The sequence below is a fragment of the Citrobacter sp. MNAZ 1397 genome (assembly GCF_023613995.1).
Lineage (GTDB): Bacteria > Pseudomonadota > Gammaproteobacteria > Enterobacterales > Enterobacteriaceae > Phytobacter > Phytobacter ursingii.
In genome coordinates this window covers 107,186-126,345 of the sequence record NZ_JAKIVH010000006.1, presented here as the reverse complement: position 1 = coordinate 126,345, position 19,160 = coordinate 107,186, and the positions used below count along the sequence as shown (strand labels likewise).

At 53.6% G+C, this 19,160-nt stretch carries 17 protein-coding genes; 11 read left to right on the top strand and 6 right to left on the bottom strand.

Annotated elements, in window-relative coordinates; translation table 11 throughout:
* The first annotated feature begins 122 nt into the window (after positions 1 to 122).
* Both yihI and hemN read left to right on the top strand, forming a co-directional pair.
* The gene (gene yihI / locus L2097_RS22950; protein ID WP_047372427.1) at positions 123 to 635 is read left to right on the top strand and encodes a Der GTPase-activating protein YihI; all 513 of its coding nucleotides are present in this window, start codon (positions 123 to 125) and stop codon (positions 633 to 635) included.
* A gap of 185 nt (positions 636 to 820) precedes the next feature.
* Entirely contained in the window at positions 821 to 2,194 is a 1,374-nt protein-coding gene (hemN, locus tag L2097_RS22945) for an oxygen-independent coproporphyrinogen III oxidase (protein ID WP_250353740.1), read from the top strand.
* A 74-nt stretch (positions 2,195 to 2,268) separates the two neighbouring features.
* Here the strand turns inward: hemN and L2097_RS22940 are convergent, their stop codons facing one another.
* The 4 genes from L2097_RS22940 to glnA all read right to left on the bottom strand — a co-directional run bounded on the left by L2097_RS22940 (position 2,269) and on the right by glnA (position 6,643).
* Positions 2,269 to 2,391: a YshB family small membrane protein gene (locus L2097_RS22940; RefSeq protein WP_139153727.1), complete on the bottom strand. Its 123-nt coding sequence runs from the start codon at positions 2,389 to 2,391 to the stop codon at positions 2,269 to 2,271.
* Between the two features lie 109 nt (positions 2,392 to 2,500).
* A complete protein-coding gene (glnG, locus tag L2097_RS22935; RefSeq protein ID WP_047372425.1) occupies positions 2,501 to 3,913 on the bottom strand; it encodes a nitrogen regulation protein NR(I) in 1,413 nt (470 codons plus the stop codon).
* Between the two features lie 8 nt (positions 3,914 to 3,921).
* Positions 3,922 to 4,971, bottom strand: a complete 1,050-nt coding sequence (glnL, locus tag L2097_RS22930; protein WP_039077371.1) for a nitrogen regulation protein NR(II) — start codon at positions 4,969 to 4,971, stop codon at positions 3,922 to 3,924.
* A 262-nt stretch (positions 4,972 to 5,233) separates the two neighbouring features.
* The gene (gene glnA / locus L2097_RS22925; protein ID WP_039077370.1) at positions 5,234 to 6,643 is read right to left on the bottom strand and encodes a glutamate--ammonia ligase; all 1,410 of its coding nucleotides are present in this window, start codon (positions 6,641 to 6,643) and stop codon (positions 5,234 to 5,236) included.
* A 380-nt stretch (positions 6,644 to 7,023) separates the two neighbouring features.
* On the opposite strand from glnA, the gene typA reads away from it, so the two are divergent.
* Complete coding sequence (typA, locus tag L2097_RS22920) at positions 7,024 to 8,847, top strand: ribosome-dependent GTPase TypA (protein ID WP_039077369.1); 1,824 nt, start codon at positions 7,024 to 7,026, stop codon at positions 8,845 to 8,847.
* 104 nt (positions 8,848 to 8,951) lie between these two features.
* On the opposite strand, the gene L2097_RS22915 is transcribed toward typA, so the two are convergent.
* A complete protein-coding gene (locus L2097_RS22915) occupies positions 8,952 to 9,740 on the bottom strand; it encodes a DeoR/GlpR family DNA-binding transcription regulator (RefSeq protein ID WP_047372424.1) in 789 nt (262 codons plus the stop codon).
* A 38-nt stretch (positions 9,741 to 9,778) separates the two neighbouring features.
* Positions 9,779 to 10,675: a sugar kinase gene (locus L2097_RS22910; protein ID WP_047372423.1), complete on the bottom strand. Its 897-nt coding sequence runs from the start codon at positions 10,673 to 10,675 to the stop codon at positions 9,779 to 9,781.
* A gap of 172 nt (positions 10,676 to 10,847) precedes the next feature.
* Here L2097_RS22910 and yihU point away from each other — a divergent pair, with 172 nt between their 5' ends.
* The 8 genes from yihU to L2097_RS22870 all read left to right on the top strand — a co-directional run bounded on the left by yihU (position 10,848) and on the right by L2097_RS22870 (position 19,159).
* A complete protein-coding gene (yihU, locus tag L2097_RS22905; protein ID WP_250353739.1) occupies positions 10,848 to 11,738 on the top strand; it encodes a sulfolactaldehyde 3-reductase in 891 nt (296 codons plus the stop codon).
* Positions 11,739 to 11,762: 24 nt separating this feature from the next.
* Positions 11,763 to 12,650, top strand: a complete 888-nt coding sequence (locus L2097_RS22900) for an aldolase (protein WP_085006133.1) — start codon at positions 11,763 to 11,765, stop codon at positions 12,648 to 12,650.
* 32 nt (positions 12,651 to 12,682) lie between these two features.
* The gene (locus tag L2097_RS22895) at positions 12,683 to 13,693 is read left to right on the top strand and encodes a zinc-dependent alcohol dehydrogenase (RefSeq protein ID WP_047372420.1); all 1,011 of its coding nucleotides are present in this window, start codon (positions 12,683 to 12,685) and stop codon (positions 13,691 to 13,693) included.
* Between the two features lie 69 nt (positions 13,694 to 13,762).
* Complete coding sequence (locus L2097_RS22890; RefSeq protein ID WP_085006132.1) at positions 13,763 to 15,190, top strand: MFS transporter; 1,428 nt, start codon at positions 13,763 to 13,765, stop codon at positions 15,188 to 15,190.
* 94 nt (positions 15,191 to 15,284) lie between these two features.
* A complete protein-coding gene (locus tag L2097_RS22885) occupies positions 15,285 to 16,658 on the top strand; it encodes an MFS transporter (RefSeq protein WP_250353738.1) in 1,374 nt (457 codons plus the stop codon).
* Positions 16,648 to 17,553, top strand: a complete 906-nt coding sequence (locus tag L2097_RS22880; RefSeq protein WP_047372417.1) for an aldose epimerase family protein — start codon at positions 16,648 to 16,650, stop codon at positions 17,551 to 17,553. The genes L2097_RS22885 and L2097_RS22880 overlap by 11 nt, the downstream gene beginning before the upstream one ends.
* A gap of 149 nt (positions 17,554 to 17,702) precedes the next feature.
* Positions 17,703 to 18,302, top strand: a complete 600-nt coding sequence (gene yihX / locus L2097_RS22875) for a glucose-1-phosphatase (protein ID WP_142517035.1) — start codon at positions 17,703 to 17,705, stop codon at positions 18,300 to 18,302.
* Positions 18,296 to 19,159 (top strand): virulence factor BrkB family protein, encoded by an 864-nt coding sequence (locus tag L2097_RS22870; protein WP_047372415.1) that lies wholly within the window; start codon positions 18,296 to 18,298, stop codon positions 19,157 to 19,159. Before yihX ends, L2097_RS22870 begins: the two co-directional genes overlap by 7 nt.
* The last annotated feature ends 1 nt before the right edge of the window (position 19,160 follow it).

Genomic DNA, 19,160 nt, shown 5'->3' with positions numbered 1-19,160 from the left:
CATTGAGGGTTGAGGGTCAGAAAAAAAGGCGACAGATTACTCTGTCGCCTTTTTTCTTTGCTTGCTTTCTGCTAGATTCCGCCGCAATTCTATACTGAATAAAACCATCTAAGCCGACTATCATGAAAAAACCTTCGACCACTCCGCGCGGCAAAACACCTGGCAAAGCGCACCGTAAATCACGTGAAGAACTCAACCAGGAAGGGCGTGACCGTAAGCGCGATAAAAAGCACCGTGGCAATGCGGCCGGTAGCCGTGCAAGCGGTGCAAGCGCGTCCTCTGGCTCAGGAAAAGGCGCTTCTCAGGCCGATCCGCGCGTTGGCAGCAAGAAACCGATTCCACTGGGTGCGACCGAGCCCCAGGTCAAAAAGCAGCACAAACCAAAGAGCGAGAAACCTATGCTTTCACCGCAAGCTGAACTGGATCTGCTGGAGAACGATGAGCGCCTGGACGCGTTGCTGGAACGACTTGAAGAGGGCGAATCCCTGAGCGCTGAAGAGCAAAGCTGGGTAGACGCTAAACTTGACCGCATCGATGAATTAATGCAGCAACTCGGCCTCTCCTACGATGATGACGAAGAAGAAGAGGAAGAAGGCCGCGAAGACATGATGCGCTTGCTCAAAGGCGGCAATTAACGGTCAGGTATGGGCCTGCCTGTCCTGCTTATAACCCTTCCGGTTATATGTTATCTGGTGTGGTTATTCGTTAAACTACAGCGGTTGTCGCGGCGCAAACTGTGGCTGCGCAACCTGCTTATGACCCGAAATGAGGTCAGGCCGGGCCGCCGTACCCGCCAGCGGCGTTATCGGAAGGAGTGAGCATGTCTGAGCAACTAATTGACTGGGATCTGGCCCTTATCCAGAAATATAACTATTCCGGGCCGCGCTACACGTCATATCCCACCGCGCTGGAGTTTTCCGCTGACTATGGCGAAGAAAATTTCCGTAGCGCCGTCGCACGTTATCCAGAGCGACCGTTGTCACTGTATGTGCACATTCCGTTTTGCCATAAGCTTTGTTATTTCTGCGGCTGCAATAAGATTGTTACGCGCCAACAACACAAAGCTGACCACTATCTGGATGCCCTGGAACAAGAGATTATCCACCGCGCGCCGCTGTTCGCCGATCGTCGCGTCAGCCAGCTTCACTGGGGCGGTGGTACGCCAACCTACCTGAATAAAGCGCAAATCAGCCGCCTGATGGGCTTACTGCGTGGCCATTTTCAGTTCGATGTGGATGCGGAAATCTCTATTGAAGTGGATCCGCGTGAAATTGAGCTGGATGTCCTGGATCATTTACGATCGGAAGGCTTTAATCGCCTGAGCATGGGGGTGCAGGACTTTAATAAAGAGGTCCAGCGGCTGGTTAACCGTGAGCAGGACGAGTCCTTCATCTTTGCGCTGATTAAACGTGCGCGCGACATTGGTTTCACCTCGACCAATATTGATTTGATTTATGGTTTGCCGAAACAGACGCCGGAAAGTTTTGCCTTCACCCTGAGTCGGGTGGCAGAACTGAGTCCCGATCGCCTGAGTGTGTTTAACTACGCCCATCTTCCCACTCTGTTTGCGGCCCAGCGTAAAATCAAAGACGCGGATCTGCCGTCTGCACAACAGAAACTGGATATCCTGCAACAGACCATTGTTTCGCTGACCGACGCCGGTTATCAGTTCATCGGTATGGACCATTTTGCCCGTCCTGATGATGAGCTGGCGGTAGCCCAGCGTGAGGGGGTTCTGCACCGCAACTTCCAGGGCTATACCACCCAGGGCGATACCGATCTGTTAGGGATGGGCGTTTCGGCCATCAGCATGATTGGCGACAGTTACGCGCAGAATCAGAAAGAGTTAAAAGCCTATTACCAACAGGTAGACGAAACCGGCAATGCTTTGTGGCGCGGGATTGCGCTGACCCGTGACGACTGTATTCGTCGTGACGTGATAAAAGCGCTTATTTGCCATTTCCGTCTCGATTTTAGCCGTGTTGAGAATCAGTGGGATCTGCGCTTCAACGACTACTTTGCCGAAGATCTGAAACTGCTTAAGCCGCTGGCGAATGATGGGCTGGTGGAGATTAACGAGCAGGGTATTGAAGTAACGGCGAAAGGGCGCTTATTAATTCGCAATATTTGCATGTGTTTTGATGTATACCTGCGCCAGAAAGCGCGCATGCAGCAGTTTTCAAGGGTGATTTAAGCGGTTTCCCCGGCGGCGATGCGCTGGCCGGGGATATCAGACCGTGACCTGATAAGCGAAGCGCCAGTAGGCGCTTAGCTAAATAGCCCAAACAGCGCGGCGCACAATACGGCAGCGACGGCGGCTTGTGGCGTGTGGCTGGCGGCGGCGCTAACGCCTGCGCTGCTCGACACGATGTTGATGAGTGATTCCAGCATGATGACCTCCCCGTGGACGGGCAAGATCATACTGAACCCATCGGAACAGTAAAGCGCAAAATTGCAGCAATTTGCGCTCGCTATTCAATCTTTACAATTAGCTGGAATATTACTCCATTCCCAGCTCTTTGAGCTTACGCGTCAGGGTGTTACGCCCCCATCCCAGTAAACGTGCTGCTTCTTGTTTATGCCCCTGCGTATGACGTAATGCAGTCGTCAACAAGGTCCGTTCCATCTCCGGTTGCGCTTCGGAAAGCAGGTTTTGATGACCGGAACGTAATGCTCTGTCGGCCCATTGTGCCAACAGGGTTGCCCAGCTATCCGGCAGCGACTGCCCCGTACTGCTTTCCGGGATCGTGGTTTCAAACAATTCAGCCGGTAAATCCTGAATCAGGACTTCCTGTCCGGCAGCCATCACGGTTAACCAACGGCAGGTGTTCTCCAGTTGGCGTACGTTACCCGGCCAGGCCAGGCGAGTGAGTGCCGCTTCGGTTTCCGGATGCAATTGCTTCGCTTCGACCCCCAGCTCACGGGCTGCGACCTGAAGAAAATGGCGCGCCAGACGGGGAATATCTTCGCGACGTTCACGCAGCGGCGGAAGGTGCACGCGGATAACGTTCAGGCGGTGGAATAAATCCTCGCGGAATTTTCCTTCCTGCACGCGCAACTCCAGGTTCTGGTGCGTAGCGGCAATGATGCGTACATCGACCTTCACCGGCGCATAACCACCGACACGGTAGAACTGTCCATCGGCCAGAACGCGCAACAGGCGCGTCTGTACGTCCAGCGGCATATCGCCGATTTCATCGAGGAACAGCGTACCGCCATCGGCCTGTTCGAAACGACCCTGACGTATGGTATTGGCGCCGGTAAACGCCCCTTTCTCGTGGCCAAACAGCTCAGATTCAATCAAATCTTTTGGGATGGCCGCCATGTTCAGCGCAATGAAAGGCGCTTTCACCCGCGGGCTATGGCGATGCAGCGCGTGGGCGACCAGCTCTTTACCGGTACCGGACTCACCGTTAATTAAGACGCTGATAGACGAGCGAGACAGACGGCCAATGATGCGAAAGACATCCTGCATCGCAGGCGCTTCACCAATAATATCGGTGGTTGGCCCGCTAACCTGCACATTACGCGGTTGCTGCTGTTCCTGATAATGGCTGATGGCACGTTCAACCAGCGCCACCGCTTCGTCAATATCAAAGGGCTTTGGCAGATAATCAAACGCCCCTTGCTGATACGCGCTGACTGCCGCATCCAGGTCGGAATGCGCGGTCATAATGATGACCGGAAGCATCGGGTGGCGCTGTTTGATTTGCTTTAGCAAGGCAAGACCATCCATACCGGGCATGCGAATATCCGACAACAGCACGTCCGGCGTTTTGGTGGTCAGCGCATCAAGCACTTCATTTGCGTTTTCAAACGTTGTACAGCTCAAACCTGCCCCGGTGAGCGCGCGTTCAAGCACCCAACGGATGGAGCTATCGTCATCAACGATCCAGACTATCCCTCGTTGCATAAACACCTCTATTTCCGAATAGGCAGGAACACCGAGAACTCGGTATGGCCTGGCCAACTGGTGAATTCAATTTTGCCAGAATGTTGATCAATCAAACTTCGAGCGATAGATAACCCTAAGCCAGTACCACCTTCACGTCCGCTCACCATCGGGTAAAACAGCGTGTCCTGCAGGTTTGACGGAATACCTGGTCCGTTATCTTCCACATCAATACGTGCCGCAAGGCGATAGCGAACGCCGTGCAGAGTGAGCTGAAACGCGGTACGAGTACGCAGAATAATTTCGCCGCCCTCAGGTCCCAGCGCCTGTAGCGCGTTGCGAACAATGTTCAGCAGCACCTGCTCAATCTGGTCGGGATCGTGTGCCAGCTCAGGCAGACTTGGGTCATAGTCGCGGACCAGGGTGACGTTATCAGGCAATTCCATCGACACCAGCTTCACGACGCGTTCAGCGACTTTATGAATGCTTTCTGTTACGTGCATACCGGGCTGTTGAGGCCCAAGCAGTCGGTCCACCAGGTTACGCAGACGATCGGCCTGTTCAATGATGACTTTGGTGTACTCCAGCAATGAAGGGTCAGGCAGGGCTTTGCTTAAGAGCTGCGCCGCACCACGTAAGCCTCCGAGCGGATTTTTGATTTCATGCGCCAGGCCGCGTACCAGATCGCGTGCTGCCACTTGCTGAGCATGCTGGAGTTGTTCCTGGCTCAGTCGTCGCTGATTGTCCATCGGCGCCATCTCCAGCAGGATGAGCCCCTCAGGCAACCGTTGCGCCGTTAACGAGAGAATATGTGAGCGCCCGTCGATAACGAGGGTCACTTCATTGTCCGTAAAGCCTTGTCCGGCATCGAGACTTTCCCGCATCAGAACGATATTGAGCGAGAAATAGCTCAGCAGGTCCGGCAACGGCGTACCGAATAATTTACGGGAACTTTGCGCCAGAAGTTGCTGCGCCGCCGGGTTGGCGTAATGTACCGCCAGTTCGTCATCAACCAGCAAGATGCTATTGATTAAAGAATTGAGGATCTGCCCAGCATCGGGCAACGAGCCACTTGCCATCCAGCAGTCTCCCAAAGATTGCACTATTTTAGTGCAGTATAGCGTTTTATAAGTAAATAAGGCGGTAATTCAGGTTGTTGGTGGAGAAAAAAGCCCATCCTGGGATGGGCTGAAAGTTTCCACGGCAACAAAACTCCTGATGTCTTTCGCGCCGCAGCTGTGTTGGCTGCCCTCAGTCACCCGAATCACTTAGTTCATTAAGCTCATCGGGCTTCCTTCGGTGCCGCCTTGCTGCGACACAAAATCCATCGGATTTAAATTATTAAACGCTGTAGTACAGCTCGAACTCTACCGGGTGCGGCGTCATGCGTACGCGGTCGTTTTCTTCGATACGCAGTGCGATGTAAGCATCGATTGCGTCGTCGGTGAATACGCCACCCGCAGTCAGGAACTCGCGGTCTTCGTTCAGGCAGTTCAGTGCTTCTTCCAGAGAACCTGCAACCTGCGGGATTTCTTTCGCTTCTTCAGCTGGCAGGTCATACAGGTTTTTGTCCATCGCTTCGCCCGGGTGGATCTTGTTCTTAATACCATCAAGGCCAGCCATCAGCAGCGCTGCGAAGCACAGGTACGGGTTAGCAGCCGGGTCCGGGAAACGCACTTCGATACGACGTGCTTTCGGGGATGCAACCACCGGGATACGGATGGAAGCAGAACGGTTACGGGCAGAGTAAGCCAGCATTACCGGTGCTTCGTAACCCGGGACCAGACGTTTGTAGGAGTTGGTGGTCGGGTTAGACAGGGCGTTAATCGCTTTAGCGTGTTTGATTACGCCGCCGATGTAGTACAGCGCCTGCTCAGACAGACCCGCATATTTGTCGCCAGAGAACAGGTTTACGCCGTTCTTGGACAGAGACATGTGGCAGTGCATACCGGAACCGTTATCACCGAACATGGGTTTCGGCATAAAGGTTGCCGTTTTGCCGAAGCGGTGAGCAACGTTGTGAACCACATATTTGTAGATCTGAATTTCGTCCGCTTTTTTGGTCATGGTGTTGAAGCGGGTTGCCACTTCGTTCTGACCAGCAGTGGCGACTTCGTGGTGATGAGCTTCAACAACCAGGCCCATCTCTTCCATGACCAGACACATGGTAGAACGCAGGTCTTGTGCGGAATCCACTGGCGGAACCGGGAAGTAACCACCTTTAACAGCCGGACGGTGACCTTTGTTACCGCCTTCGTATTTGGTGGAGGAGTTCCATGCGCCTTCGATATCATCGATAGCAACATGGGAACCTGAAATTGAGCTGCCGAAACGTACGTCGTCGAACAGGAAGAATTCTGGCTCAGGCCCGAACAGCACAGTGTCTGCGATGCCCGTTGCGCGCAGGTATTCTTCAGCGCGTTTTGCGATGGAGCGCGGGTCGCGATCGTAGCCCTGCATGGTGCCCGGCTCAAGGATATCGCAACGGATGATCAGAGTCGGTTCTTCGTAGAACGGGTCAATGACAGCGGTAGAGGCGTCCGGCATCAGTACCATGTCAGATTCGTTAATGCCTTTCCAGCCACCAATCGAGGAGCCATCAAACATTTTGCCTTCTTCAAAGAAGTCAGCATTAACCTGATGAGCTGGGATCGTGACGTGCTGCTCTTTACCTTTAGTGTCGGTGAAGCGCAAATCAACAAACTTGACTTCGTGCTCGTTCAGCATCGTCAAAACGTGTTCAGCGGACATACTTAAACTCTCCCGGATTTATCATTGTCGTCGTGGTAACGAGGTCTACAATTACGGCGCTAACCTGTCGTTGTTGCCATGAAAAAGATAAAGCGAAATCTATGCCAACTTTTAAATGTCACTAAAAAGGCGCTATTATGCGCACCATAGTGCAAAAGGGCTGCACCATGATGGTTACGTTGCACTAATTCAGTGCCTGAATGTGAACATCAAGCACCGAATTGGTGCAACTCGCGTTGAGCAGCCCAATTTCGCTTCGTGAAAATGATCACAAAGCAACCCTGCAATCCTTGTTTGCGGGGGATGTTTGTGATCCTGTTTTGTAGTGCGATTAATCCGTGTACAATAACGCGCTATTTCTAAATGCCTGAGGCAAAGTTGTGATCGAAAATCTGCGTAACATCGCCATCATCGCGCACGTTGACCATGGTAAAACTACCCTGGTCGATAAGCTGCTGCAGCAATCCGGTACGTTTGATGCGCGTGCCGAAACTCAAGAGCGAGTGATGGACTCCAACGATTTGGAGAAAGAGCGTGGGATTACCATCCTGGCTAAAAACACCGCTATCAAATGGAATGATTACCGTATCAACATCGTTGATACCCCGGGGCACGCCGACTTCGGTGGTGAAGTTGAACGTGTCATGTCCATGGTAGATTCCGTTCTGTTGGTCGTTGATGCAATGGATGGTCCGATGCCGCAGACGCGCTTCGTGACCAAAAAAGCCTTTGCTCACGGCCTGAAACCCATTGTTGTTATCAACAAAGTTGACCGTCCGGGCGCGCGTCCTGATTGGGTTGTTGACCAGGTATTTGACCTGTTCGTTAACCTCGACGCTACCGACGAGCAACTGGACTTCCCTATCGTTTACGCCTCAGCGCTGAACGGTATCGCGGGTCTGGATCACGAAGACATGGCGGAAGACATGACCCCGCTGTATCAGACTATCGTTGATCGTGTACCGGCACCGAACGTTGACCTTGATGGCCCGCTGCAGATGCAAATCTCCCAGCTGGACTACAACAACTACGTTGGCGTTATCGGTATCGGCCGCATCAAACGCGGTAAAGTGAAACCGAACCAGCAGGTCACTATCATTGATAGCGAAGGCAAAACGCGTAACGGTAAAGTCGGTAAAGTTCTGACCCACCTGGGTCTTGAGCGTATTGAGAGCGACATCGCGGAAGCAGGCGACATTATCGCGATCACCGGTCTCGGCGAGCTGAACATCTCTGACACCATTTGCGATACGCAGAATGTTGAAGCGTTGCCGGCGCTGTCTGTTGATGAGCCGACCGTAACCATGTTCTTCTGCGTAAACACCTCGCCGTTCTGCGGTAAAGAAGGTAAGTACGTTACCTCTCGTCAGATCCTTGACCGCCTGAACAAAGAGCTGGTGCACAACGTTGCACTGCGCGTTGAAGAAACCGAAGACGCTGATGCGTTCCGCGTTTCTGGTCGTGGTGAGCTGCACCTGTCTGTACTGATCGAGAACATGCGTCGTGAAGGTTTCGAGATGGCGGTTTCCCGTCCGAAAGTTATCTTCCGCGAAATCGATGGCCGTAAACAAGAGCCGTTCGAAAACGTAACGCTGGACGTCGAAGAGCAGCACCAGGGTTCTGTGATGCAGGCTCTGGGGGAGCGTAAAGGCGACCTGAAAAACATGAATCCAGATGGCAAAGGCCGCGTACGTCTCGACTACGTGATCCCAAGCCGTGGGCTTATCGGCTTCCGTTCAGAATTCATGACCATGACTTCCGGTACTGGTCTGCTGTACTCCACTTTCAGCCACTACGACGACATTCGTCCGGGCGATGTGGGCCAGCGTCAGAACGGTGTTCTGATCTCCAACGGCCAGGGTAAAGCAGTTGCGTTTGCACTGTTCAGCCTGCAGGACCGCGGTAAGCTGTTCCTGGGCCATGGCGCAGAAGTTTACGAAGGCCAGATCATCGGTATTCACAGCCGTTCTAACGACCTGACGGTAAACTGCCTGACCGGTAAGAAACTGACCAACATGCGTGCGTCCGGTACTGACGAAGCAACGGTTCTGGTTCCGCCGGTTAAGATGACCCTGGAGCAGGCTCTGGAGTTTATCGATGATGACGAACTGGTAGAAGTGACCCCGACCTCTATCCGTATTCGTAAACGTCACCTGACGGAAAACGATCGTCGTCGCGCTAACCGTGGTTCTAAAGAAGACTAATCTTCTTTCTTCACGGATATGTGATGCCGGGCTGGTCTCATGGCCAGCCGGAAAAAAAGCCGCTGATATCAGCGGCTTTTTTATTCATAGCGTAAGGGCGACGTTTAGTTTACGTCATCCTCAGCAATGACCAGTTCCACCTTGTCTTCTTCCAGCAGTTGCCGAAATGCCGCAGGCGGCTGTTTATCGGTAAAGAACGCTTTAACCTTGCGCGCGTTGCCAATCGACACGGCGGCGGATGCGTGGAATTTTGTATGATCGGCGACTAACAACGTATGGCGGGCATGGGCCATCATGGTTTTAGCGACGGTGGCTTCATTCACATCAAATTCGAGCAACGTACCATCGTTCTCAATGGCACCTACGCTGGTGATAAGGTAGTCTGCCCGAAAGCCCTCAACGAAACTCACCGTTCCTGGCCCGACAATGCCCCCGTTATGTGAACGCAACATTCCTCCGGGTACCATGACTTCCAGATCCTGGTTTTTATACAGAATTTGCGCCACGCGCAGGCTGTTGGTGATGATGCGCAAGTCCTGGCGACCCAGCAACGCGCGGGCAACGGCTTCGACGGTCGTCCCGATAGTAATAAATACGGTGCAACGCTCAGGAATATAATCCGACACCGCATCGGCCATTTCCCGTTTTTCCTGGGTTAATGACAGTTCGCGTTCTTCAAACGCGGTGTTCATGACGCTCGAAACGCGCCCCGCCCCACCGTGGTGCCGAGTGATCAAACCCTGCTCACTCAGCTTGCGAATATCACGACGAATAGTTTGGGTTGAAACATCCAGTAATTGCGCGAGCTCCTCAATATTCATATAGCCGCGCTCAGCAATGTAGTGAACAAGCTGATCGTGCCGCGGATTACCGGTCAGTTCGGTGATGCTCATGAACACTCCTGTTAGTTCCCCTGTAAAAACCCGTTATTTTATGCATAAAGTGACAAAAATGACGCGATTTGCTCACGTTCTGGTATTCCCGCACGTCCTCCGGGACGCGTACATTTCATTGCGGCAACCGCGCTGGCGAACTGTACTGCGGTTTCTGTCGGCATATTTTCCGCCAGCGCCAGGGCGAGCGCGCCGTGGAAAACGTCACCAGCACCGGTGGTGTCTACTGTTTTAACGACGAAGGCCGGTAAGTGACAAAAATGATCATACTCTTTCCATAATGCGCCTTCCGCGCCCTGAGTAACATAAACACGGCCGTCCGTTTGCGTGGCGGCCTTGTTCAACCCCTCTTCGCCGTTCTCGCTTCCGGTCATTCGTTTCAGGCCAGGGGCAGAGAATACGGCATGATCCGCCAGGGCGACCAGCGAGGTGATGTCCTGCGGCGTGACATCCGCATCCAGCAATGTCGGCACGCCCGCCGCTCGCGCCAGCGTAAAGGCTTTTGCGGTACCGTCATGCCAGCGAACGTCGGCAAGCACCATATCATATTGCGAAAAATCAATGGCATCGAGCCAATCTGCGTCGGCCGGGAGATCCGGGCTGGGATAGTTGATGATGATCCGCTCGCCATGTTCATCCACCAGAATGGCCGATTGTGAAGATCGTGCATGTGGTACCTGAAGGCAATGCTGCGTATTCACGCCAAACTGCTGGAGCTCGGCAATTAACGTTTTACCGCAGTTGTCGTCCCCCACGCGTCCGATGAAATCGACTTCAGCCCCAAGACGCGCAATCGCCACAGCGGCCGTCGCCGCTGGCCCGCCGCCGGTTTCCTGGTACTGGTTAGACTGGTATTTGCCACCGCCTGTCGGTAACGCATTCACAGAGTAAATACGATCCTGTACGGCAATCCCTACACACGCAATTCTGGTCATCTTTGTCTGTTCCTGTTTTATTTTGTCGTCTAATGCTCATTTTAATGACATAAATGATCAAATTAGTGACGGATGTCTGGTTTTTAGGCATAAATTACAAATATGATCAAAAACAGACGAAAATGACTTATCGATTGTAGTTTTTTGCTCATTCAGTTACAGGAGAGTGTTCATGTCCACCATCGCATTTTTAGGGCTTGGCCAGATGGGAAGCCCTATGGCCAGCAACCTGTTGCGCAAAGGCCATTCCTTACGTGTTTTCGACCTCAACCAACAGGCAGTCAATGCGCTGGTGGAAAAGGGAGCGGTTGCGGCAACGACCCCCGCAAATGCCACCCTGGATGCCGAGTTTATCATCACCATGCTGCCTAATGGCGACATTGTCCGTGACGTCCTGTTTGGCGAAGCGGGCGTGTGCGAAACGCTGAGCGCGAACGCGCTGGTGATCGACATGTCTACTATCCACCCTCTGCAAACCGATGCGCTGATGAGCGAAATGGCTGAAAAAGGCCACGCCATGATGGATGCGCCGGTGGGTCGCACCTCTGATAACGCCAAAGACGGCACCTTGCTTATTCTCGCGGGCGGCACGTCTGAACAGGTTGAACGCGCTCGCCCCATCCTGATGTGCATGGGGTCTGAGCTGGTGGAGGCTGGCGGTCCGGGAATGGGCATCCGCGTCAAACTGATTAACAACTATATGAGCATCGCGCTCAATGCGCTGTCTGCCGAAGCTGCGGTGCTGTGCGAATCCTTAGGCCTTGACCTCAATGTCGCTATCAACGTGATGAGCGGCACGGCGGCGGGTAAAGGCCACTTCACTACCACCTGGCCGGGCAAAGTGCTCAAAGGCGATCTCTCACCGGCCTTTATGGTCGACCTTGCGCTGAAAGACCTGCGTATTGCCGTTGATGTCGCCCGACAGACCGGCGTACCGCTGGGCATGGGCGAAGTCGCCGAAACCTATTACCGGTCGGCCAGCCACGACGGCCGGGGCCGCCAGGACTGGAGCGCTTTGTTATCTCAGGTTCGCCGCCTTGCTGGCCGACCAGACTCTCTTTAATTATCGATTACGACAGGAGTAACTATGTCTTCTCTGAACAACCCTTGCACACTGAAAGATATCTCGCGTCCGGGCGGTGGATTCGCCATGCTGGCCGTCGATCAGCGTGAAGCAATGCGTTTGATGTTTGCCGCTGCGGGTCAGCCAAAACCGGTTGCTGACAGCGTACTGACCGATTTTAAAGTGGCGGCGACGCGCATTCTTTCGCCGTGGGCTTCTGCAGTACTGGCTGATAAACAATTTTGTCTCGATCAGATTATTGCGCAGGGCGCGGTTGCCGATACCTGCGGTCTGATTGTCGCCGCTGACCATTTTGTGCCGGGTAACGGTATTCCGGTTGATAGCGTGGAAATCGACCGGGCTATCGATCCGCAACGCGTGCGTGAAATGGGCGGTAAGGCAATGAAGTTATTAGTCTTGTGGCGTGAAGATGAACCAGCAGATGCGCGTCTCGCGATGGTCGATGAGTTTGTTCAACGCTGCCGCAGTGCCGGTCTGGTGAGCATCATCGAACCGGTTGTTCGTCCGCCGCGCCGCGGCTGGGAATTTGACCGCGAGAGCGCCATTGTGGCCGCTGCCGCCGAACTAGGTAGCACCGCGGCTGATCTTTACAAAGTGGAAATGCCACTGGGCGGGAAGGGCAGTGAGCAGGCGTTGCTTTCCGCCTGCCAGAAACTGAATGACCAGATGAACATGCCATGGGTCATCCTTTCATCAGGCGTCGAGGCCGATATCTTTGGTCGTGCTGTGCGCATTGCCATGAAAAGCGGAGCATCCGGTTTCCTGGCAGGCCGTGCGGTCTGGGCATCGGTTATAGGCGCGCAAGATCCGCAAACCATGCTGCGTGATGTGTCAGTTCCGCGCCTGCAACGGCTGGCCGAGATTGTTGATGAAGGTATTTCTCAGCGTTAACACAAAACCATAAGCGCACCAGGAGAACAACCATGGACAAAATTACCCAAGTTTTATTTTCCGATATTGGAAAGGTCACGACGCAGTACGTCGAGCAGCCACACCAGGAACTTAAGCCTCACGAAGTCCGCATTGCTCCGGCATTCTTTGGGATTTGCGGCTCGGATTTGCATGTGTTGAAAGGCGGGCATCCATTCGCCAAACCCCCCGTCGTGCCGGGGCATGAAATTGCCGCCCGCATTACCGAAGTGGGTAGCGATGTGGCGAATGTAAAGCCTGGCGATCATGTTGTGGTCGATCCCATTATGGCCTGTATGGAATGCCGTGCCTGTAAAGCCGGGCGTTTTAACCTATGTGAGCCGCCGCAGGTGGCGGGTTTTCGTGCGCCGGGCTTTGCCCGTTCGCAGCATGTCGTTCCGGCGCGCAACTGCCATGTCGCGCCAGCCTCAATGCCGTTAAACGTGCTCGCGTTTGCAGAGCCTGCTGCCTGTGCTCGCCACTGTGTGACACGCATGCCGCAAGCTTCGCTGGAAAGCGTGCTGGTGATTGGCGCGGGCACTATTGGCCTGTCGATTGTTCAGGCGCTGCGCATCATGGGCGCGGGAGAGATTACCGTTATCGAACCCGATGCCGCGAAACGTGCTCTGTCACTCAAACTGGGTGCAGCACAGGCCTGGGCCCCTGGTGAGCTGGATGCGCAAGCCCGCTTTACTGGCGCGATTGATGTGGTTGCCGCACAGGCAACGCTCAATGAAGCCTGCACCCGCGTGTATGCCGGTGGCACCGTGGTCTGCATGGGCGTTCCGGGCGGCCCGCGTGAAATTCCGCTGCCGATGATGCAGCGTTTCGAACGCGACCTGCTCAACTCCGGCATGTACATCCCCGAAGACTTTGACGTGGTGATCGAATGGCTGGCGGACGGGCGCTTTGATACCAGTGAACTGGTGACGGACATGTTCCCGGTGAGTGAAGCCGCTGCAGCGTTTGAGCGTGCGCAGCAAAATGACTCCATCAAAGTCATGCTGCAATTCGCTGATGCCTGATGGGCCACAACTTCTGACAGACGCCGCACCAGGGCAGCGTCCCCTACAACAAAAAGAAAGGATATTGTGATGGTACAAATCACCAGTCCTGCACCTTATTCAATCAGTCGTCCACAGGACGTGATTGATATTGTTAATAAAAACTCGGCTGTTAACGCTAGTGCAGGCGTTATCTTCATTGCGCTGGGCGGCATTTTGATTGATGCCTATCAGGCGGCAATGGTGGGTTTTGGTAATAAATACATTGCTGCGCAGTTTGGGATCTCCCCCGGACTGGCGGCCACGGTAAACGCCTCTGTCCTGATCGCTGCGCTGATTGGCGGTCTGCTGGCAAACCGCGTGATTAACCGTTTTGGTCAGCGCCGCGCATTTTTGATTGGTATGGCGCTGTGTACGCTGGGGGCGGCATCTGTTGCAGTTGCGCCGAACATCTGGTGGGTACTGGTCTGCCGCGTGGTAATGGGCTTCGGCCTGGGGATCGATTTCCCGTTGGCGACCAATGCGGTGGCGGAACTTCGTGGTTCCACGTCGAAAAAAACCGGTACATCGGTCAACTTATGGCAGATGGCCTGGTATGTTTCGACCACCGTGGTGTATCTGGTGCTGCTGCCGCTACTGCTTTCCGGGATTGCGGAAGACCAACTCTGGCGTTACGGCATATTCATTGGTGCCGTGTTTGCCGTCATCATCATGATCCTGCGCTACGTCTTCATCGGTGAATCAGCTATGTGGGCGGCACGTGTCGGTCGCTATGACGAAGCCTGCGATATCTTGCGAAAACGCTATGGGGTACATGCCCGCGTGGCGCTGGAAAAATCCATCGCCCAGGCCTCGCAGAGTGAAAACAAAATCCACACCGGGTACGGCATTTTGTTCAACGGGCGTTACCGCAAACGCACTATTCTGGGATGTATTGTCGCCACGATGCAGGCATGGCAGTACAACGCGGTGGGTGTCTATTTACCGCTGACGCTGGCAGGTATTCTGAGCGGCGGTCTGGCAGGAGCGCTTTCCGGTTCGGCCGTGGTTAACGCCCTGTGCGGGATCTCCGGTGGTTTGATTGGCTCTCTTATCCTGCAGCGCTTAGGGACGCGTCTGCAGTCAATGTACGGCTTCGCCGTTGTGACGCTCGCACTGCTGGCGCTGGGTGCGCTGGCCACGACTAACCCCTGGCTCTCTCTGGGGTTACTGGGTGCCATCATTTTCTTCCATTCTGCCGGACCTGGCGGGTTGGGGATGACAATCGCCACGCTTTCATATCCTCCGAGTATTCGCCCGACAGGTGTTGGTTTTGCTCGCGCCATTATGCGTACCGGAGCGATTGCTGGCCTTATTTTCTGGCCTATGCTCTGGGGCGCATTAAAGACGGATGCTTTCTTCTGGCTGGCAGTGGTGCCGTTTATCGGGTTCATCACGTGCGCACTGATTAAATGGGAACCGTTGGGGGCCAATGTGGATGCGGAAGATGCTCAGGTATTAGCTGAACTGGAAAAATAATAACGCGCCCGGCATGTATCGATGCGCTATGACCTGTACCTGCTGTGGGTGAGTTTCACCCACAGTTTTCTCACCGCTACGGAGAGGAAACACAATGTCTGAAAGATTACATGAACCTACTGCCGGACTTACCGGTAAAGCGATGCGCCGCGTCGTTATGGGAAGTTTCGCCGGCGCGTTACTGGAATGGTATGACTTCTTTATTTTTGGCACCGCCGCCGGGCTGGTGTTTGCACCGTTGTTTTTCCCCGATAGCGATCCCTTTATTGGCGTTATCGCGGCTTTCGCCACCTTTGGCGTCGGCTTTCTCACTCGCCCGTTGGGGGGCATTGTTTTCGGTCATTTCGGCGACAAGATTGGTCGTAAAATCACCCTTATCTGGACGCTGGGTATTGTCGGTACATCCACCTTTCTGATCGGGTTTATTCCCACGTATCACGATATTGGTATTTGGGCACCGTTGCTGCTGATGGCATTGCGCCTCATTCAGGGATTTGGCCTGGGCGGTGAGTATGGTGGGGCGGCGCTGATGACCATTGAATCTGCACCGCAGAATAAACGGGGCTTTCTGGGCTCATTACCGCAAACGGCTGCGTCTGTCGGCATTATGCTGGCGACCGGCATTTTTGCGCTCTGTAATCATTTGTTGACCCCGGAGCAATTTCTTTCCTGGGGCTGGCGTATCCCGTTCTGGCTGTCGGCATTAATGCTGGCGGTGGGGATGTTCATTCGCCTGCATACCGAAGAGACGCTGGATTTTAAACAACGGCGAACAAAGTCGCAGGAAAGGAAAGCACCGCCGCCGCTGATTGAGCTGTTTCGTAAACACCCGAAAAATATCTCTCTGGCATTGGGCGCGCGTCTCGCTGAAAGCGTTTCCTCAAACATTATCAACGCCTTTGGTATCGTTTATATCTCCACGCAACTGGCGCTTTCCCGTGATATTCCGCTCACCGGCATGTTGATTGCCTCCGCTATCGGGATAGTGAGTTGCCCATTAGTAGGCTGGCTATCCGACCGCGTCGGACAGCGCAAAATCTATCTGTTGGGGGCCGGTTTTTGTGTGCTATTTGCGTTTCCCTTCTTCTTGCTGCTGGGCACCAAAAGCGTGGCGATTATCTGGATCAGCATGATTCTGGGCTACAACTTTGGCCCAACGATGATGTTTGCCGTTCAGCCAACGCTCTTTACCCGCATGTTTGGCACTCAGGTGCGCTACACAGGACTCTCTTTTGCCTATCAGTTCTCCGCCATTCTTGGCGGAATGAGCCCGCTTATCGCCTCGAGTTTGTTGGCATTAGGGGGTGGTGAACCCTGGTATGTGGCCACCTTCTTATTCGTTGTCTCTGTGGTGTCGTTTGTCTGCGTCTGGTTTATCGAACCGCTGCCGCTCAATTCACCCCAGGGAAAGGCGCAAAAATTGACACAGGATTATCACTTTCTCAGGAAGCAATCTCATGAACAATGAAGGGGAAAATGCACATTTTCAGGCACTGCAGCGGGCGTTTGATGCGCCCTGGCCGGGGCCGATGGGTGATGCCATTACATTGAAGCGCGGGCATGTTGAGGTGACGGTCTATCCACAGGATGCTGCCCGGATGACATCGCTACGGGTATTTGGCTATGAACTGCTGCGCCAGTGGAACCCGCAGCGCCGTGCGTTTCAGTATGGTTCGTTTCCTATGGTGCCATGGGCAGGGCGTCTGGGTAATGGCCAACTGGATGCAAATGGGAAAATCTGGCAATTACCCGCCAACAAACCGCCGCATGCGCTGCACGGGATGGCGTGTTACTCATTGTGGAACGTTACTGAGATAACCTCCGACAGCCTGACGCTCTGTATGACACTGGCGGAACCCTGGCCGTGGAAAGGTCGTGTCATACAGCGGATTATGCTACAGGACGATGCGTTAATCATGTGCCTGGAAATTCGTAGCGATGCCGACACGTTTCCTGCTTCTGCTGGCTGGCATCCCTGGTTTGCGAAATGGGTGGATGCACCACAGAACGTCAGCGGTTTACCCACAGATGAGGCTCTACAGTTGCGCTTTGAGGCAGACTGGCAAGAAGAGCCCGGAGCGAATGAACTGCCGACCGGTAGGCGTGTCTCACCGCGCCCAGGCCCGTGGGATGATTGTTTTGGTTTTACCGAGGGGGTATCGGTAAATCTTGAATGGCCCGGCAAACTGGCATTAAGCATGACCTCTGGGGCGCCAGGTTTGGTGGTATTTGATAAGCAACCAGATGCCACCTGTGTTAACCCACTGACGCAAGCTCCGAATGCCATTAATACTGATCCTGAATATGTTTCCCCGGCGCAGCCGTTGGTTATCGAAACCCGCTGGCAGTTCACACAACGCTAAGTCGTGCATGTTCCCGCATGATGTCATTTCCATGCGGGGCATTTCCTCACGAAGTCGTCACATTCCTGTCGCCCGTCTGAGCGGGCGAACTACTCAACTACTGACTTTCCCGCTACAGTTAACTTTCCACGGAAAATAAGGAGAGAGAGATGCTCTATATCTTTGATTTGGGTAACGTGATCGTTGATATCGACTTCAATCGGGTGCTGGGCGTATGGAGTGACTTCAGTCGTGTGCCGCTTGCAACGCTCAAACAAAGCTTCACGATGGGCGAAACTTTTCAGCTTCATGAGCGGGGTGAAATCAGTGATGAAGATTTTGCCAAAGCGCTGTGTGAAGAGATGTCCATGTCGTTAAGTTTTGAGCAATTTGCAACGGGCTGGCAGGCGGTTTTTGTCTCCCTGCGTAAGGACGTTATCAGCATCATGAAACAACTGCGCGAGCAAGGGCACCGCGTTGTCGTGCTCTCAAATACCAACAGCCTTCACACCACCTATTGGCCGGATCAATACCCGGAAATTTTGGCCGCCGCCGACCACGTTTATCTTTCGCAAGATATGGGGATGCGTAAGCCGGAAACACGCATCTACCAGCGTGTACTCGAACTGGAAGGCTATAGCGCTGATAATACTGTCTTTTTCGATGATAATGCGAATAATATAGAAGGGGCTAACCAGTTGGGGATTACCAGTATTCTGGTGACGGGTAAGAACACCCTCCCTGACTATTTTGCGAAGCAGTTATGCTGAAATTTATTCGCCATAAAACGAAACACCATACGCGACCCATTTGGTCGTGGCTTAAATTACTCTGGTTGCGCATCGATGAAGACCATATGACAACCCTGGCGGGAAATCTCGCCTATGTTTCCTTGCTTTCATTGGTGCCACTCATTGCCGTTATCTTTGCGTTATTTGCCGCGTTTCCGATGTTTTCTGAGGTTAGCATCCAGCTGCGTCATTTTGTTTTTGCTAATTTTATTCCTACCACCGGCGACGTGATTCAACGTTATATTGAACAGTTTGTTGCCAATTCAAGCAAAATGACTGCCGTTGGGGCATGCGGGCTGGTGGTGACATCATTGCTGTTGATGTATTCCATCGACAGCGCACTGAATTCTATCTGGCGCAGTACGCGCGTTCGTCCGCGGATATACTCCTTTGCTGTCTACTGGATGATCCTGACGCTGGGGCCGCTGCTTGCCGGGGCGAGCCTGGCGATAAGCTCCTATTTGCTCTCTCTGCGCTGGGCCAGCGGACTCAACGGCGCGATAGATAATATGCTGCGCGTTTTCCCGCTCATTTTGTCGTGGATCTCTTTTTGGTTGTTATACAGCATTGTGCCAACCACGCGCGTGCCCAATCGTGATGCAGTAATTGGTGCTTTTGTCGCCGCTGTGTTGTTTGAAGCGGGAAAAAAAGGGTTTGCGCTTTATATCACCACATTTCCTTCTTACCAGCTCATTTATGGCGTGCTGGCGGTGGTCCCGATTTTGTTTCTGTGGGTCTACTGGACATGGTGTATCGTCTTGCTTGGCGCTGAAATAACTGTCACTCTCGGTGAATATCGACGATTAAAAAAAGCCGCAGAACAAGAAGAAGACTAAC

What these genes read in the sequence shown, in the direction of transcription:
- yihI (WP_047372427.1), top strand. Translation starts at nt 123, where the DNA reads ATGAAAAAACCTTCGACCACTCCGCGCGGCAAAACACCTGGCAAAGCG.
- hemN (WP_250353740.1), top strand. Translation starts at nt 821, where the DNA reads ATGTCTGAGCAACTAATTGACTGGGATCTGGCCCTTATCCAGAAATAT.
- L2097_RS22940 (WP_139153727.1), bottom strand. Translation starts at nt 2,391, where the DNA reads ATGCTGGAATCACTCATCAACATCGTGTCGAGCAGCGCAGGCGTTAGC.
- glnG (WP_047372425.1), bottom strand. Translation starts at nt 3,913, where the DNA reads ATGCAACGAGGGATAGTCTGGATCGTTGATGACGATAGCTCCATCCGT.
- glnL (WP_039077371.1), bottom strand. Translation starts at nt 4,971, where the DNA reads ATGGCAAGTGGCTCGTTGCCCGATGCTGGGCAGATCCTCAATTCTTTA.
- glnA (WP_039077370.1), bottom strand. Translation starts at nt 6,643, where the DNA reads ATGTCCGCTGAACACGTTTTGACGATGCTGAACGAGCACGAAGTCAAG.
- L2097_RS22915 (WP_047372424.1), bottom strand. Translation starts at nt 9,740, where the DNA reads ATGAGCATCACCGAACTGACCGGTAATCCGCGGCACGATCAGCTTGTT.
- L2097_RS22910 (WP_047372423.1), bottom strand. Translation starts at nt 10,675, where the DNA reads ATGACCAGAATTGCGTGTGTAGGGATTGCCGTACAGGATCGTATTTAC.
- yihU (WP_250353739.1), top strand. Translation starts at nt 10,848, where the DNA reads ATGTCCACCATCGCATTTTTAGGGCTTGGCCAGATGGGAAGCCCTATG.
- L2097_RS22900 (WP_085006133.1), top strand. Translation starts at nt 11,763, where the DNA reads ATGTCTTCTCTGAACAACCCTTGCACACTGAAAGATATCTCGCGTCCG.
- L2097_RS22895 (WP_047372420.1), top strand. Translation starts at nt 12,683, where the DNA reads ATGGACAAAATTACCCAAGTTTTATTTTCCGATATTGGAAAGGTCACG.
- L2097_RS22890 (WP_085006132.1), top strand. Translation starts at nt 13,763, where the DNA reads ATGGTACAAATCACCAGTCCTGCACCTTATTCAATCAGTCGTCCACAG.
- L2097_RS22885 (WP_250353738.1), top strand. Translation starts at nt 15,285, where the DNA reads ATGTCTGAAAGATTACATGAACCTACTGCCGGACTTACCGGTAAAGCG.
- L2097_RS22880 (WP_047372417.1), top strand. Translation starts at nt 16,648, where the DNA reads ATGAACAATGAAGGGGAAAATGCACATTTTCAGGCACTGCAGCGGGCG.
- yihX (WP_142517035.1), top strand. Translation starts at nt 17,703, where the DNA reads ATGCTCTATATCTTTGATTTGGGTAACGTGATCGTTGATATCGACTTC.
- L2097_RS22870 (WP_047372415.1), top strand. Translation starts at nt 18,296, where the DNA reads ATGCTGAAATTTATTCGCCATAAAACGAAACACCATACGCGACCCATT.